Annotated in this window: 15 protein-coding genes; 12 read left to right on the top strand and 3 right to left on the bottom strand. The window is 46.9% G+C overall.

Annotated features, from left to right (window positions below):
- The first annotated feature begins 280 nt into the window (after window positions 1-280).
- Entirely contained in the window at window positions 281-1,453 is a 1,173-nt protein-coding gene (gene mdh, locus B5J94_RS11790) for an iron-dependent methanol dehydrogenase (RefSeq protein ID WP_062500069.1), read from the top strand.
- Between the two features lie 72 nt (window positions 1,454-1,525).
- Here the strand turns inward: mdh and B5J94_RS11785 are convergent, their stop codons facing one another.
- The 3 genes from B5J94_RS11785 to B5J94_RS11775 form a co-directional block, all read right to left on the bottom strand.
- Entirely contained in the window at window positions 1,526-2,131 is a 606-nt protein-coding gene (locus B5J94_RS11785; RefSeq protein ID WP_062500070.1) for a rhomboid family intramembrane serine protease, read from the bottom strand.
- A gap of 137 nt (window positions 2,132-2,268) precedes the next feature.
- Window positions 2,269-4,494 carry an NADP-dependent isocitrate dehydrogenase gene (locus tag B5J94_RS11780; protein ID WP_062500067.1) on the bottom strand — a complete coding sequence of 742 codons (2,226 nt, stop codon included), beginning with the start codon at window positions 4,492-4,494 and terminating at the stop codon, window positions 2,269-2,271.
- Window positions 4,495-4,682: 188 nt separating this feature from the next.
- A complete protein-coding gene (locus B5J94_RS11775) occupies window positions 4,683-5,048 on the bottom strand; it encodes a TfoX/Sxy family protein (RefSeq protein ID WP_062500065.1) in 366 nt (121 codons plus the stop codon).
- Window positions 5,049-5,210: 162 nt separating this feature from the next.
- On the opposite strand from B5J94_RS11775, the gene B5J94_RS11770 reads away from it, so the two are divergent.
- The 11 genes from B5J94_RS11770 (at window position 5,211) to B5J94_RS11720 (ending at window position 16,573) form a co-directional block, all read left to right on the top strand.
- On the top strand, window positions 5,211-6,398 hold the full coding sequence (locus B5J94_RS11770; RefSeq protein WP_062500063.1) for an acetate/propionate family kinase: 1,188 nt from the start codon (window positions 5,211-5,213) through the stop codon (window positions 6,396-6,398).
- Window positions 6,399-6,642: 244 nt separating this feature from the next.
- Window positions 6,643-8,103, top strand: a complete 1,461-nt coding sequence (gene pta / locus B5J94_RS11765) for a phosphate acetyltransferase (RefSeq protein WP_062500061.1) — start codon at window positions 6,643-6,645, stop codon at window positions 8,101-8,103.
- 326 nt (window positions 8,104-8,429) lie between these two features.
- Window positions 8,430-8,708, top strand: coding sequence for a PspC domain-containing protein (locus tag B5J94_RS11760; RefSeq protein WP_062500032.1), 279 nt, complete (start codon window positions 8,430-8,432; stop codon window positions 8,706-8,708).
- A 130-nt stretch (window positions 8,709-8,838) separates the two neighbouring features.
- The gene (locus B5J94_RS11755; RefSeq protein ID WP_062500034.1) at window positions 8,839-9,879 is read left to right on the top strand and encodes a ParB/RepB/Spo0J family partition protein; all 1,041 of its coding nucleotides are present in this window, start codon (window positions 8,839-8,841) and stop codon (window positions 9,877-9,879) included.
- Window positions 9,880-9,913: 34 nt separating this feature from the next.
- Entirely contained in the window at window positions 9,914-10,600 is a 687-nt protein-coding gene (locus B5J94_RS11750; RefSeq protein ID WP_079364151.1) for a MotA/TolQ/ExbB proton channel family protein, read from the top strand.
- A 12-nt stretch (window positions 10,601-10,612) separates the two neighbouring features.
- The gene (locus B5J94_RS11745) at window positions 10,613-11,044 is read left to right on the top strand and encodes an ExbD/TolR family protein (RefSeq protein WP_062500030.1); all 432 of its coding nucleotides are present in this window, start codon (window positions 10,613-10,615) and stop codon (window positions 11,042-11,044) included.
- A 69-nt stretch (window positions 11,045-11,113) separates the two neighbouring features.
- The gene (msbA, locus tag B5J94_RS11740; RefSeq protein ID WP_062500027.1) at window positions 11,114-12,892 is read left to right on the top strand and encodes a lipid A export permease/ATP-binding protein MsbA; all 1,779 of its coding nucleotides are present in this window, start codon (window positions 11,114-11,116) and stop codon (window positions 12,890-12,892) included.
- A complete protein-coding gene (lpxK, locus tag B5J94_RS11735; RefSeq protein WP_062500025.1) occupies window positions 12,889-13,914 on the top strand; it encodes a tetraacyldisaccharide 4'-kinase in 1,026 nt (341 codons plus the stop codon). The genes msbA and lpxK overlap by 4 nt, the downstream gene beginning before the upstream one ends.
- On the top strand, window positions 13,915-14,775 hold the full coding sequence (locus tag B5J94_RS11730; protein WP_062500023.1) for a helix-turn-helix domain-containing protein: 861 nt from the start codon (window positions 13,915-13,917) through the stop codon (window positions 14,773-14,775).
- 9 nt (window positions 14,776-14,784) lie between these two features.
- On the top strand, window positions 14,785-15,561 hold the full coding sequence (gene kdsB / locus B5J94_RS11725) for a 3-deoxy-manno-octulosonate cytidylyltransferase (protein WP_062500021.1): 777 nt from the start codon (window positions 14,785-14,787) through the stop codon (window positions 15,559-15,561).
- A gap of 1 nt (window position 15,562) precedes the next feature.
- Complete coding sequence (locus B5J94_RS11720; RefSeq protein WP_062500019.1) at window positions 15,563-16,573, top strand: DNA polymerase III subunit; 1,011 nt, start codon at window positions 15,563-15,565, stop codon at window positions 16,571-16,573.
- The last annotated feature ends 164 nt before the right edge of the window (window positions 16,574-16,737 follow it).

Raw genomic sequence — 16,737 nt, 5'->3', positions numbered from 1 at the left:
ATTTGGGGGTCGGTTCAAAGTTGTCTGTTTTTTATTTGCTTATCAAGCCAAGAGTAAAAACAATAATAAGGAAACATTTGTATCATTTTTGTAAAACCGATACACAATAACAAAAATTCATGCTATTATCAAAACCAGATACAGCCCCCAATGCAAGAGATGAGTGCTACTAGGTTGCTGTGTCTTAGGTATGGTGCAAGGATAGGCAAACTATACTCAATCTAGTACCCCATCTGTCAGCCATATCTATTCATCAATCCATAGATTAAGGAAGAAAATTATGACATTTAAACCAATCGCAGACCACACCAACGGATTTTATATCCCATGCGTATCCCTATTCGGGCCCGGTTGCTCCAAAGAAATTGGCAATCAAGCCAAAGAACTCGGTGCCAAAAAAGCCCTGATTGTTACCGATGAAGGGCTATTTAAGGCAGGCGTGGCGGACATTTTGGTGGGTTATCTAGACGAGACAGGCGTGAGTAGTCATGTCTATGCAGGGGCAGAGCCCAACCCAACGGACAAGAACGTCCATGATGGGGTATCAGCTTATGAAGACAATGGCTGCGACTTTATCATCTCACTGGGCGGTGGCTCATCACATGACTGTGCCAAAGGGATTGGTTTGGTAACGGCAGGTGGTGGTCATATCCGTGATTATGAGGGTGTCAATCAGAGCAAAGTGCCAATGACCCCGCTCATCTCGGTCAATACTACCGCAGGTACGGCATCAGAGATGACGCGATTCTGTATCATCACCAACACCGAGACGATGGTTAAGATGGCGATTGTGGATTGGCGTTGTACACCGCTCATTGCTATTAATGACCCACGCCTGATGGTCGCTAAGCCCGCAGGATTGACCGCCGCCACAGGCATGGACGCACTAACTCATGCCATTGAGGCGTATGTTTCAACAGCTGCCAACCCGATTACTGATGCCTGTGCCGAAAAAGCCATTCGCATGATTCAACAGTGGTTACGTCAAGCGGTGGCAAATGGCGAGAACATCGAGGCTCGTGAGGCGATGAGTTATGCTCAGTATTTGGCAGGTATGGCATTTAACAATGCTTCGCTAGGCTATGTGCATGCGATGGCTCATCAGTTGGGCGGATTCTACAACTTGCCACATGGCGTGTGTAATGCAGTGCTACTGCCACATGTGTGTGAGTTTAATCTCATCGCTTGTCCAGAGCGTTATGCCGACATCGCTCGCTTGCTTGGTGTGCATACAGAGGGGCTTAGCGACATGGAAGCAGGCTATGCTGCCATTGATGCGATTCGTGCATTGGCAGAAGATGTGGGTATTCCGGCAGGCTTGTCTGAGCTTGGGGTTAAAGAAAAAGACCTTGCGGTCATGGCAACCAATGCCCAGAACGATGCGTGTATGCTCACTAACCCACGCCAAGCCACGCATGAGCAAGTGGTAGAGATTTTTAAAGCCGCCATGTAGTTTTTTATTTAAAATCCACTGTTTCAAACCCCATTCAAGTGCTTGGATGGGGTTTGTTGCATGGCGGTAAAGTCAAAAACGGGGGTTTAAAAAAGCATTCATAAAATGTATCACGATGGTAGGCTTGATAATGATGGTGGCAATCACGCCAAATGCCGCCCCTGATAAGTGAGCAAGATGGTTAATCCGTCCTGTGCCGCGTCTGTCCGCCCAAATGCTATAACTGATGTAGCCAATGGCAAAAATAATCGCAGGAATGGGGATAAAGAATAGGTAAATGGTCTGCCATGGTGCCAGTAGAATAAAAGCAAATAGCACCGCTGACACCCCACCTGACGCTCCAAGACTGGCAAAGCGTGGGTTGTTTTTGTGGCGGATATAGTCAGGAATGCTAGATGCGATGATGGCAAGGGTGTAAAAGCCCACAAAACCCAACGCCCCCAACTCATGGATATAAAACCGTTCCATGGTTCGCCCAAAAAAGTATAGCGTAATCATGTTAAACAGCAGGTGCATGCCGTCACCATGAACAAAGCCACTGGTCAAAAAACGGTCGTATTGTTTATGGCGAGCGATGGAGATGGGGTCAAAGACGAGCCTGCCGAGAAACGTTTTGTTTTGCCATGCCATCAGGCTGACAGCGACAGTAATAATGATGATGACGGTGGTGTGATTCATGATAAATGATGATAGATAGAAAATGACAGTCAGTATATCAAATTTGCACAGGGGTGCAACCATCATTACAATTTGCAACAAATAAAAATGCCATCACTAGGACGGCATTTTTAACATCACGGTTTGATGGGTCTGTTTTAGCCCAATTTGGCGATGATGTCGTTAAAGGTAGCACTTGGACGCATGGCTTTGTCAAGCAACTCACGGTTGGCAAAGTAGTAGCCTTCGGTCTCAACGGCCCCGCCTTGTACGCCGTTTAGCTCGCTCACGATTGTCTCTTCTTGTTCGTTCAATGCTTTGGCAATGGGGGCGAACTCATCGGCTAGGGCTTTGTCGTCTGTTTGCTTGGACAAGGCTTCTGCCCAGTATTTGGCAAGGTAGTAATGACTGCCACGGTTGTCGATAGAACCCAGTTTACGCTGTGGCGATTTGTCATTAAGTAGTAGCTCTTCGGTTGCCTTGTCTAGGGTGCTGGCAAGCACTTGGGCTTTGGTGTTATTTTCACGCTCAGCCAAATGTTCAAGCGACACCGCCAATGCCAAAAACTCGCCCAAGCTGTCCCAACGCAGGTAGTTTTCTTTGTTAAACTGTTGAACGTGCTTAGGTGCAGAACCACCCGCCCCCGTCTCAAACATGCCGCCCCCATTCATAAGCGGTACGATAGAGAGCATTTTGGCGGACGTGCCAAGCTCTAAGATGGGGAATAGGTCGGTCAGATAATCACGCATGACGTTACCTGTTACGCCAATGGTGTCTTTGCCGTCTTTTAGGCGGGTTAGCGTGAAGTTGGTGGCTTCAACCAATGGCATGATGTGGATGTCTAGACCATCGGTGTCAAGCTCAGCAAGGTAGGTTTTGACTTTTTTGATAAGCTCGGCATCGTGAGCTCGGTTTTCGTCCAACCAAAATACCGCAGGCGTGTCGGACAATCTGGCACGTTTTACCGCCAAACCTACCCAGTCCTTGACAGGGGCATCTTTGGTTTGGCACGCACGCCAAATATCACCCGCTTCTACGTTGTGTGATAGTAGGACATTGCCATTTTCGTCAATGACTTCTACTTTGCCGTCCGCACTGATTTCAAAAGTTTTGTCGTGCGAGCCGTACTCTTCGGCTTTTTGAGCCATGAGACCCACGTTCGGTACGGTACCCATGGTGGTCGGGTCAAACGCACCGTTTGCTTTACAAAACTCAACGGTGGCATGATATAGCGGAGCATAGGTGCTGTCAGGAATGATGATTTTGGTGTCTTGTTGTTTGCCGTCTTTGTCCCACATCTGACCTGATGCACGTACCATCGCAGGGATGGACGCATCAATAATGATGTCGCTAGGCACATGTAGGTTGGTGATGCCTTTGTCGCTGTCCACCATCGCCACATCAGGGTTGTTGGCGTAGGTCTCATTGATAAGGGCTTCTACGCCTGCTTTGGTGGTGGCATCTAGTTTGTCAAGGTTGGCAAGTAGATTGCCAAAACCGTTATTAACGTTCACGCCAGCATCAGCCAGCTCTTTGCCATATTTGTCAAACACAGGTTTGAAAAATGACTTAACCGCATGACCGAAGATGATGGGATCAGACACTTTCATCATGGTGGCTTTCATGTGTAGGCTGTATAGCACGCCTTTTTCTTTGGCATCTTTGACTTGCTCGTCCAAGAAAGCGACTAGGGCGTTTTTGCTCATAAAAGTCGCATCTAGGATTTCGCCTGCTTTTAGGGCAAGTGGTTTGCGTAGGTCGGTGCTGTTGCCATCTTTGTCAGTAAAGACAAAACGCACGGTGGTGGCGTTTGGCACAGTTACTGATTTTTCATTGGCAAAAAAGTCGTTACCACTCATGGTGGAGACGTGGGTTTTGCTGTCGGCTGACCATGCACCCATGCTGTGTGGGTATTTTTTGGCAAAGTTTTTGACTGCTTTGGGAGCACGGCGGTCAGAGTTGCCTTCACGCAGGACAGGGTTTACGGCTGAACCTTTGACACGGTCGTAGCGAGCTTGGATGTCACGCTCTTTGTCGTCTTGGGGTTCGGCAGGATAGTCAGGTACGCCATAGCCATCATCTTGTAACTCTTTGATGGTTGCCAAAAGCTGTGGCATGGATGCTGAGATGTTGGGCAGTTTGATGACGTTGGCGTGTGGCTCGGTCACAAGTTTGCCAAGTTCGGCAAGGGCGTCGGTTTGGCGTTGATCTTCTTTTAAAAACTCGGGGAATTGAGATAGGATACGGCTTGCCAAAGAGATGTCGCTGGTGGTGATGTCGATGCCTGAGCTTTTGGTAAAGGCTTGAATGATTGGTAATAAAGAGTGCGTGGCAAGGGCAGGGGCTTCATCAGTATAGGTATAAACAATGGTCGGTTTTGACATAAAAACTCCGAGTTTGGTGATTGTAAATGCAAGTTCGCTTTGCAAAGGGGAATGTTTTATTTCGGGTGTAACAGTCGTTCACAGATAACCCAAAATTAGTGCCTATTATGCCATATTTTTGCCAATTTTCCTAACTTTTTTTGTGAAATAAGTCAAGTATTATTTTAAAATAAAATACCAAACATAAGTCATTTTTGATGATTAGGACGTAGCATTTGATTTTTTTGACTCGCCCCTATCCCCAACTTCACCCAACAACACAGCTCATCGGCATCATCCAAGGCAAATTCAGGAAGCTGATAATAGCCCAATGCGACTTGTTTTTTAACGCCTGCTCGGCTTGTCCAATAAGTGAACTTTTCACAGTTTTCATCAATAAAGGCTTGGCGATTGTTATCATCAGCTTTTAGATAAAGCGTATCATCGCTGATAATGCCAAACATTTTGCCATGTTTAAAAAGACATTCCGCCCTGAACATTCGCTTAACCGTAATGGGGGCGAGTGGCGTTAATTGGTCTAGGATAAAGGCGGTAAATTCACTATATGCGGTCATGATGTACAAAAACTTGATAAAATCGTGTCTTACTCTAAATCAAAGCTGACCATTTTGCAATGTGTGAATGTGTGGTATTTTGGTTAAATCAGGCTTTTGTCAAAGCTCGTTTTGTGTGTTATAATCATCGCCATGTCTTTTTTATTTCCATAAGGAAAAATTATGTCTCTGGTAAACCCCGCCCTAGTCCTAAACTGTGGCTCATCATCCATCAAATACGCCCTTATCAGCGAAGACGGCAACACTCGCATTGAAGGTCTTGCCGAAGCACTGGGCAATACTGATGCCCGTATCAAGCACAAAAACCTAGACGGCTCAAAAGTAGAGATCAACATCCCAAATTCAGGGGCTCATACCGAAGCCTTGCAAATCATCCTAGGCGAGCTTATCGCCGAGCATAAGCCTGTGGCGGTGGGTCATCGTGTGGTACACGGTGGCGACAAATTCAAATCAGCAACTGTCATCACCCCAGAAGTCTTGGCGACCATTGAAGAGCTGGCAAGCCTTGCCCCACTTCACAACCCTGCTAATGCGTCTGGCATTAAGGCGATTAACGCCATTTACCCTGACCTACCCCAAGTGGCGATTTTTGACACGGCATTCCACCAAACCATGCCTGCACACGCTTACCGCTATGCTGTACCAAAAGAGCTATACACCGAACACCAAATCCGCCGTTATGGTTTTCACGGTTCATCACACGCCTATGTGTCAAACCGTGCCAGCGAGCTGACCGAGCAAGCAGGCGAACATGGTTGGGTAATTGCCCACTTGGGTAACGGCTGTTCAGCCACCGCAGTTTATAATGGCAAAAGCCTAGACACGTCTATGGGTATCACACCGCTAGAAGGCTTGATGATGGGTACTCGCTCAGGCGACATCGACCCAAGCATTCACTTGCATTTGCACCGTACATTGGGTCTGTCTGTCCAAGAAATTGATACCCTATTGAACAAAAAGAGCGGTCTTTTGGGCGTGTCGGGCGTATCTAACGACATGCGTAACCTAGAACAAGCCGACAAAGAAGGCAATGAAGATGCCACGCTTGCCCTAGAAATGTTCGCCTATCGCACCGCCAAATACTTGCTTAGTTTGACCGCAGGTTTGCCAGTATTGACAGGTTTTGCCTTTACAGGTGGCGTGGGCGAAAACGGTGCGGACATGCGTGCTAAGATTGTCGGTTACATGAAGCATTTGGGTCTAAAAATTGACACCGCCAAAAATGCCGAGTTGTTCCGTGGGGCGGAAGGCAGTTTCCATGCGGACGGCTCATCAGCAGAATTGTGGGTTATCCCAACCGATGAAGAATTCCAAATCGCCAGCGAATCTCGTGCGGTATTGGGTTTGTAATAAAAAGAAAAGTCAGGCAAACGTCTGGCTTTTCTTAAAAAACCTGTGATTTTTTAATTAAATTAAAAGACATTGTTAAATCAAAATACATTTTAAAATTGGACGTTATAGGGCAAATACCACGCCCAAGTATTTATGTGTTACAAAGGGCAAATGTAATTTGCCCCTACAAATCCATTTAAAGGTATTGTGATTGACAATGGCAAATTTAAAAATCTTACTAAAACTGATAAAAAGGTAACTTATGAAAACACTACTGCTTATCCCCACCACCAGCCAAATCAACATGGAAACGTTGGCTCAAAATGTCGCAAACTTAGTCGGTGGCGAGATTGTCGCCATTCCAAGCCATGATGAGTTGGTGAGTGCCATTAGCGACAACAACCTTGATGACCTGCTAGAAACCGTCATCGCCAAACAATCCGCCCCTATAAGCGTGGTGGTGGGCGTGCTTGCTGATGAAAGCCGTCCTTATGCCAACCGTGTGAACCGTGAGTTGGGAACAGGTTTTGATGCGGACGTGATTTTGGTGGGTGATAATGATGTGCGTCTGCCTGTGTTTGCGTCTGTGTTTGGCGGTATCAAAGGTGAGCGTATTTGGGGCGTGATTGGCACAGCCGAACTGTCTGGTAAAGTGCAAGTCGTGGCACGCACCGACAAAGGCGGTCATCTATCTGAGATTGACGGTGGGGCGTTTGAAAGCTACAAAACGTCTGAGCGTACCCAAAAATTATCGCCTTATGCATTTCGTAACCAAGTGGTTCGCCTTGCCCAAAACGCCAAAAAACGTATCGTTCTACCAGAGGGCGATGAGCCACGCACCATTGAAGCGGCGGCGATTTGCCAAAGACGTGGCATTGCCCAATGCGTGCTGTTGGGCGACCCTGCCAAAATCCGTGCAGTAGCGGATGAGCGTGGTGTTACCTTGCCTGATGACATTGAAATCATTGAGCCATCTACCGTCATCGAAAAATATGTCGCTCCCATGGTAGAACGCCGTAAGGGCAAATTGGACGAAGCAGGGGCGAGAGAGGCTCTACAAGACACCGTATATCTAGGCACGATGATGCTACAAGTGGGCGATGTGGACGGCTTGGTATCAGGTGCGGTACACACCACGGCAGACACCATTCGCCCAGCGTTCCAGCTTATCAAGACCGCTCCACAGTATAGCCTAGTATCCAGCGTGTTCTTTATGCTACTGCCCGAGCAAGTGGTCGTCTATGGCGACTGTGCGGTGAATCCAAACCCTACTGCCGAGCAACTTGCTGAGATTGCCATTCAATCGGCTGAGTCTGCCAAAGCGTTTGGTATTGACCCCAAAGTTGCCTTGATTAGCTACTCTACCATGAACTCAGGTTCAGGCCCTGACGTGGATACGGTCAAAGGTGCATTGGAAATCGTCCGTGAAAAAGCTCCTGAGCTAAAAGTGGACGGTCCCTTGCAATTTGACGCAGCCTCTGTGCCAAGCGTGGGCAAGCAAAAAGCCCCAAATTCAGCGGTGGCAGGCGAAGCCAACGTGTTTATTTTCCCTGATTTGAACACCGGCAACACCACTTATAAAGCCGTGCAACGTACCGCAGGCGTGATTAGTGTAGGCCCTATGCTACAAGGTCTTAACAAACCTGTTAATGACTTATCTCGTGGCTGTTTGGTGGATGACATTGTTTATACCATTGCCTTGACAGCGATTCAAGCGGTGTAAATTGACTGATAAGGCATATAAAAGGGCGGTTTTTTCCGCTCTTTTATTTTATCAATGTAAAGTTTTGCAAAAGGGTATTGTATTTACCCAAAAAAGTATTACTAAAAAGGTGTTATATTTAAATTGTTTTCATATAAATTTAAATTTACACCTAATGAATTTGATATTTGCCACAGGCTTTGTAGGGACTGGCTCCGCACGCTCTTTGATAACATGCCAATTTTTATGGGCGTGCACAGCACACCCCTACACCGAAACACCATTACGTTTGTGGTAATTTTAAAGTTTTTTGGGTATATACACATTTTAAAAGGAAAAGATAGCCCATGACTCATCATACCAGCCCTGACCATGCCAGACTTACACGCACCAAGCCCAAGCTTATCCGCTTGCACCGTTCAAAACGTCATCGCCTGATGGCAGGGGTGTTCGGCGGGATTGCTGAATACATGGGGTGGTCGCCTGCGGTGCTACGGTGGCTGTTTGTGTTGTCCATTCCACTGACAGCAACCATTACATTGTTTGGTGGGATTTTGTTTTATCTTATCATGTGGCTCATCATGCCAGAGGCGAGCGATGAGTCTTATATTTATGAGCCATATTAATTTGAATTTACCCCTTACCCAAAGACAACTTTGGGTATTTTTACGACAAAAAGCATACTTAGCCTTTAACATGAGATGTTATTTGTGGTAAAATACCCTGCTATTTTCTGTAACATTGGTGTAAATGGGCATGACAAAAAAGCGTGGGCTTGGCACGAAACGTGGCTTAGAAGCCTTAATGGGTAATATTAAACGAGAAAGAGATTTGACCGCAGAAGCCATCATGCCGACAGCGGAATCTGCCCCTACCCCCAAGTCAGCCAGCCCCAAAAAAACTGGCACAAAAGCCAATGCCGACAAAAGCATCGCCCAAGTAGCCAGTAAATCTGCCAAGACCACCCAACCTCAGCCCACCCAAGATGGTGAACAGGTCACGCTCATTCAAATCGACCCTGCCAGATTGCAATCAGGTAAATATCAGCCCAGACGAGACATTAAAGAAGAAGCCTTGCAGGAGCTTGCCGAATCGGTACGTCAGCATGGGGTCATGCAACCCATCGTTATCCGTCCTTTGTTAGATGGCGAGAGTAAGACGGATGGTATTACCCATGAGATTATCGCAGGCGAGCGACGTTGGCGAGCTGCCAAACTGGCAGGGCTTACCACCATCCCTGCCATCGAGCGTGTGCTGTCTGATGAAGTAGCGATTGCCTTGGCACTCATTGAGAATATTCAGCGTGAAGACTTGACGGTGCTAGAACAGGCGGCGGCGTTGGAGCGGTTTCATACCGAGTTTGGCATGAGTCATGCGATGATTGCCGATGTCGTGGGCAAGGCACGCACGACTGTGTCCAACCTGCTACGCCTGAATGCTTTGCATGATGAAGTCAAGGCGTTTATGATGGATAACCTGCTTGACATGGGTCATGCCCGCACTTTGTTGTCTTTGTCCAAAGACCAACAGCCCGTCATCGCCAAAAAAATCATTCATGCAGACATGACGGTGCGTGAAGCAGAAAAACTGGTCAAGTCTATCTTACACCCCGAGCCAAAGGCGGTCTCGGTCAACAGTCGTGAAGTCATCGCCCTAAACCAACAGCTCTCGGACGCATTGGGGGCGACGGTCAAGCTAAAACAAGGCAAAGACGGCAAGGGCAGTGTGGAGATATTTTTTCATAGCCATGATGAGCTAAGCGGGCTGATGGCACAGCTTGGCGTGGCAAAGTCTTGATGTTTAACTAATAATTGTAGTAACGGTGTAAATTATGTGGGAGCTTGTCAAAGCAGGCGGTTGGCTGATGTTGCCAATCATCGTGTGTTCTATTGTGGCACTGGTCATCATCATCGAGCGTGGCAAAGTGTTACGCATGGGTTTGCTTGCCCCAAGTGGACTCAGAGAACAGCTGATTAGCCAGTTACGCACCAAAGGTGACATCAATAAAAACACCCTGCTTGCCATCAAAGGCGAGTCGCCATTGGGCGATATTTTGGCAACAGGACTTTTGTATCGCCAGTATGGGCTAGACAGTATGACCATGCACATGCAAAACCGTGCCAGCGTGCAGATTCACACCTTAGAGAAGAACATTAACATGCTCGGCACGATTGGGGCGATTGCACCGCTTTTGGGTCTGTTGGGGACGGTACTCGGTATTATTATCTCATTTTTGGCGGTAACAGATGGCTCTATGCAAGACCCTGCCATGCTTGCAGGCGGTGTCTCTCAGGCTTTGATTACCACCGCAGGCGGTATGTTTGTTGCCATTCCTGCCTTGATGGCGTATCGTTATTTCCAAAGACGTATTGTGGATATTAATGCCAAATTTGAGAGTGAAGCAGGGCTACTCATCCAAGAGATGTATGACTATGGGCTGATGAAAGATGATTTGCAAAAAGAGCCAAGCCAAGCCAGTGAGCCTGTCGCCCATTCCCAACACCAAGAGCAGTCATAGCCGAGTAGCGTCATGAGATTTCGTAAACCGACCGTTGAACCTTTGGAAATCAATCTGACCCCCATGATTGATTGCTTGCTGTTTTTGATTGTATTTTTGCTGATGGCGACGACCTTTAACCATTTTAGCCGCATTAACATTGTCTTGCCCGAAGCCGAAGGTGTGGCAGTGACCAACGAAGGCAAACAGATAGAAGTGGCGGTACAAAAAGACGGCACTTATTTGGTTAATGGACTTGCCTTAGGGTCTAGCACCGAAGCGGAGCTTATTAATATGCTCCAAAAAGAAGCAGGCACTGACCGCAAACAACTGTTTGTCATCGCCGCCGATGCCGAAGCGTCACACCAAGCGGTGGTGCGTGTCATGGATGTGGCAGGCAAAATGGGCTTTTTAAACCTAAACATCAGCACCGTCGTGCCAGCACCACAAAGCAGTAGCAAGTAAGGCTACGATTTATGCGGTGCGATGTGGCATTTTGTGTTAAAATGCCAAAAAACTTTTCTTTAAAAAATCATGTCAAAACCTACCCCCCAAACCAACTTTGACCCCAATGACAAATTGGCGGTCTTTTTGCGTCTGATGTCTTACCTAAAACCCTACTGGTGGGCGGCGATTTTTATGGTGATTGGCATGGTGTTAAGTGCAGGCTCTGAGGTCGCCAGTGCCAAGCTTTTTGAGTTTATCATTGATGCTATTAACAATGATGATGAAAAGGGCAAATTTTGGTTTCCTTTTTTGGTGATTGCTCTGTTTTTCTTTCGGGGGGTTGGGGCGTTTTTGGGAGGGTATTATTCGGCGTATATCTCTCGTAATCTTGTCTATCATTTGCGTGTGTCGGTGTTTGAAAAGCTGTTGCGTTTGCCGTCCGATTTTTATCTAAAAAACCCTGCTGGTACTATATCGTCCAAACTTATCTTTGATGTGGAGCAAGTTACCGCAGGCAGTAATGAGGCGATTACCACGCTACTAAAAGAAGGTTTGACGGTCATTGCGTTGTTTGGCTATCTATTTTATAGCAACTGGCGACTTACGCTTGTTTTGATGATAGTTGTACCACCGATTTTTTGGATTGTCAAAAAAGTATCCAAGAAATTTGCCATGCTGTCAATAGGCATCCAAGAATCCATGAGTGCGGTAAGCCATATCACTAACGAAGCCGTGGCAGGTTATCAAGTCGTTAAAAATTATGGCGGTCAGGCGTACGAAGCTGATAGGTTTAATAAAGCCAGTTTGGACAATCTACAAAAGGGCATGAAAATCACCGTGCTTGCCAGTATCAATTCACCACTCATTCAGCTACTTATGGCGACAGGGATGTGCTTTGTGGTGTGGCTCTCCTTGCGTCCTGAAGTGCTTGGCGGTATGACGGCAGGGCAGTTTGCATCTTTTCTTATCGCCGCAGGACTGCTTGCCCGTCCTGTCAAAGCCTTAACCGATGTTAATCAAAAGTTGCAACGGGGCTTGGCAGGGGGTGCGTCTGTCTTTAAACTGTTAGACACGCCTGAGGAGCGTGATACAGGCACGCTAACCCCCGTCATTCATGGTAATATCCGTTTTGATGATGTCAGCTTGACCTATGATAGTGGTGTGCAAGCGATAAAGGGCTTCAACCTTGACATCAAGGCAGGCGAGACAGTGGCGGTGGTCGGGCGGTCAGGCTCGGGCAAGACCACGCTGGTGAACCTGCTTACTCGTTCGCTTACCCCGACATCGGGGCAGATATTGATAGATGGTACGCCCATTGATGAGATTAAATTATCATCACTGCGTGAACAGATTGCCATGGTCAATCAGCAGGTTACGCTGTTTTTGGATACGGTTGCTCATAACATCGCTTATGGGGCGTTATCTGCCAAATCTCATGATGACATCATACAAGCGAGCAAATCCGCCTATGCTCATGATTTTATTATGGCGTTGCCAAATGGCTATGACAGTTTTATCGGTTCGGACGGCTTGCAATTATCGGGCGGACAACGCCAACGGCTCTCCATCGCACGAGCATTATTAAAAGACGCACCAATTTTGATATTAGACGAAGCCACGTCCGCCCTTGATAACGAAAGCGAATACTATATCCAAAAGGCGTTAGAAACCGTCATGCAAGGTCGTACCACGCTTGTCATCGCTCATCGCTTATCAACCATTCAAAACGCCGACCGTATCATCGTCATGGATAAAGGGCAAATTGTGGAAATGGGTACGCATGACGAACTGTTTGCCAAAGGCGGTATGTATCGCACCATGTACGAACGTACCTTTGATGAGCAAAGTGAGCCGACCGCCCCATGAAAAATCTAGAACTTCTCATTACCAAGGCATGGCAAGAAAAATCCCCCATACTAACCACGCTCGCTCCGCTGTCCGCCCTGTATGGCGTGGTGGGGCGTGTGCGTAAGTCCTTGTATGATAACGATAAGCTTACCAAATACCACGCCCCCATTCCTGTGATGATTATCGGTAATATCACGGTGGGCGGTAGTGGCAAAACCCCACTTATTATCGCCCTTGTTAAATATTTACAAGATAAAGGCGTGAACGTGGGCGTGATAAGCCGTGGCTATGGACGGGCAGACAGTAGCCCTGCAATGGTTTGTGCTGATAGCACCCCCAAAGAAGTGGGCGATGAGCCATGCCTTATCGTCCAAAGTACAAACGTGCCAATGGCGGTGGGGGCAAATCGTGGGCAAGTCATTGATTTACTACTACAAAATCACCCAGCTCTACAACTCATCATCAGTGATGACGGACTACAACACTACGCCCTACACCGAGATGTGGAGTGGATAGTGGTGGACGGGGTGCGTGGCTTTGGTAATGGCAAATTATTCCCACAGGGCTTTTTGCGTGAACCGCTTGACCGCCTGACAGGGGCGACTGTGATTTATCACGATAGCCGAACTGAGCATTATGATGATAACGCCCTGCTTATGCACTTAGCTCCAAGTAAACCCGTATCGCTTTTGACAGGCGAAAAATCAGAGAATGATAAAAATTTACCACCCCAAAAGGTCTATGCCGTCAGCGGTATCGGCTATCCTGCACGATTTTTTAAGACGTTAAGCGAGCTTGGTTTTGACGTGGTGGAGCGTGCCTTTGGCGACCATCATGATTTTAGCCTTGATGATTTGGCCGATTTGACCGATTTGCCAATCATTACAACCAGTAAAGACGCGGTTAAATTGCGTGAACTTGCCAAACGTCATAATCATGCAATTTTTGATAATATTTGGGTGCTACCTGTGCAAGCGGTGTTGTCAGAAAGTGTCTATGAGGAAATGGATAAGGTGCTTGGGGAGTTGGGGGTGGTATAAATGAATACTTTGGCTGAACGTTTAAAATATATTCGCAACCTAAGAAAATTATCTCAACAAGAAGTTGCGGATTTGGCAAATATATCCCAACCTACTTATTTTAAAATTGAAAGTGGCATTACAAAAAGAACTGGAAGTATTTTAGAGCTCGCCAATGTCTTAAATGTCAATCCCACTTGGCTTGCCACAGGTCAAGGCGATATGGAGTTGGGGGCAGTATTTAATGGAGAAAATACTTTGGCGGAGAGATTAAAATTTGCCCGTAAATTGAAATCTTTTAGTCAAGCAGATATTTCTCATTTTATTGACGGATTATCACAATCGGCTTATAGTCAGCTTGAAAGTGGACGAAGTAAAACAACCAATAAAATGATAGAGCTTGCCGATTTGTTTGGCGTCAATCCCACTTGGCTTGCCACAGGACAAGGTGATATTTATCAAGACAATAACCCTATTTTGGATAATAAAAATCAACTCATCATCAATTATCCGTCTGCTACCATTTCTAAAAAACAGCATTTATCCCTAGCTGATTTGTTGTTTAAACAATCCGATAATTTGGATAATTTATTTATCACGCCAATCATTGGCGATGACATGAACCCTATTTTGGGTCATTTATCTATGGTTGTGGTGGATAAAAACAAATCAACTTTGCCAATTATTAACGGTATGATTTATGCTATCGGTTTTGATGATAGGATTTTATGCCGTTATTTAAGGCAAAATATCAATAACACCATACAAACTTATAGTGAATTGGATAAGCAAGGCGAGACATTGCCAACCGATGAATTTTTTAACCGTTATCAGATTATGGGCGGTGTGATTCAATATATCCAATCGTATCAATGGCAATAAGGAGCACCCATGACTACCCCTAAAACCCACATCATTATCCCTGCCCGTTACAAATCCACACGCCTACCTGCCAAGCCTTTGCTAGATTTGCATGGTAAGCCCATGATTTTATGGACAGCACAAAAGGCTTTGCAAGCAACCTTTGCCGACAGCGTGTGCGTGGCAACGGACGATGAGCGGATTTTTTCGGTGTGTGAGCGTGCCAATATACCTGTCATCATGACGGGCGAGCATGCATCAGGCACGGACAGACTGGGGGAGGTGGCACGGCTTTTGGGCTTGGCGGACGATGACATTGTCATCAATATGCAAGGCGATGAACCGCTTGTACCGCCTGTGCTACTAGAACAAGCCAAAAATCTGCTCCTTGCTAATGACGACTGTGTCATGGCGACTTTGTGCGAAGTGATTGATAATTATGATGATTTTTATAAAAATTCGGTGGTAAAAGTCGTCCACGCTCGCCAAAACGCCCTATATTTTAGCCGTAGCCCAATCCCTTATGACAGGGACGCCCATTTGACAGGCGAGCTTGGCGATGTACCAAAAAACGCCTATCGCCATTTGGGGCTTTATGCGTATCGGGTCAAATTATTAAAAGAATTTGGCACATGGGAGCAGGGCGTGCTTGAACGCTTGGAGAGTCTAGAACAGCTCCGCATTTTAGAAAATGGACAAAAAATCGCCATAGATGTCGCCAAAGTCGCCTTACCGCTTGGGGTGGATACCAAGGAGGATTTGGATAGGCTAAATGCCATGCCGATTGATGAGTTTTTGAAGTTCTGATATGAGCGAGCAAGAGCAGTTGCCCTATTTTGCCCCGTTATTGCCGTGGCAAACACAGGCGTGGGGGCAGGTGGTCGGTCAGTTTTATGACGGCAAATTACCGCATGGACTGTTGGCGTGTGGCATGGCAGGCATTGGCAAGCGTGAATTTGTGTGGCGGTTTGTGGCGTGGCTACTGTGCCAACATAAGGGCGAACAGGGGGCGTGTGGGGCGTGCGACAGCTGTCATTGGCTCATGGCGGGGACGCACCCTGATGTCATGGTGTTACCGTCTGAGAGCCTGCCTACGTCTGATGAGAGCGAACGTTCGTCCATTAAGATTGATGACGTGCGAGCCTTGCAGGAGTATAGCCACGTCAAGGGGCATGGCGTTCGGCTCATCGTGCTGGATAATGCTGACATGCTCACGATTGGGGCGAGCAATGCCCTGCTAAAAACCTTAGAAGAGCCACGGGCAGGCGTGCATTTGATACTCATCAGCGATAACCCTGCCAAACTCATGCCTACGATAAAAAGCCGTGTGCAAGCCCTACCGCTTGGGGCTGTTGCTCATGATGTGGCATTGGCTTATGTGGGTGGGGTGTTGGGCGATGAGAGCCTTGCCAGCCTTGCCTTGACGCTTGCGGACGGGGCGGTATTAAAGGCGGTGGAGCTGCCAAAGGCGGTGTGGTTTGACAAGCGTGCATTATGGCTAAAAACATGGCTTACCCTAAGGCATGGCGAGCGGTCGGCGGTGAGTGCCAGCGACTATTGGCAGGGCGTGATGAGTTTTGGTGATTTTGCCGTTTTGACACGGCTTATGCTCATGGACGTGGTGCGAGTGGGGCTTGGGCTTGATAGCATTCATACCGACATGGACGTGGCAGGGCTGATAAATGGGGCGGACAATCTTAGTCTTGATAGGGTAGAAAATTTCCTAGCAAGCCTTGATGACATGACGGTGGCGGTGGGGCAAAACGTACAAGAAAAAATGGCGTATGATGAGCTGTTTTGTCGGTTGGTGGCGTTGTGATGTTTGATTTTGGTTGCTTGCGACATTACAAGTCCAAATATGGTCAATACCAAAACTGTGTTTTTTACTTTGCAAAAGGTTATTTAAATAAACTTTACTCTCAACTTAAAATAGTAACTTGTTGATTTTTCAATAATTATTTTTGGTTGTAGATACCATAAACC

Origin of the sequence: Moraxella lacunata (assembly GCF_002027545.1) — a bacterium.
Taxonomy (GTDB): Bacteria; Pseudomonadota; Gammaproteobacteria; order Pseudomonadales; family Moraxellaceae; genus Moraxella; species Moraxella lacunata.
The sequence above is the reverse complement of the archived record's forward strand: the minus strand, read 5'-3'. Positions and strand labels throughout refer to the sequence as shown.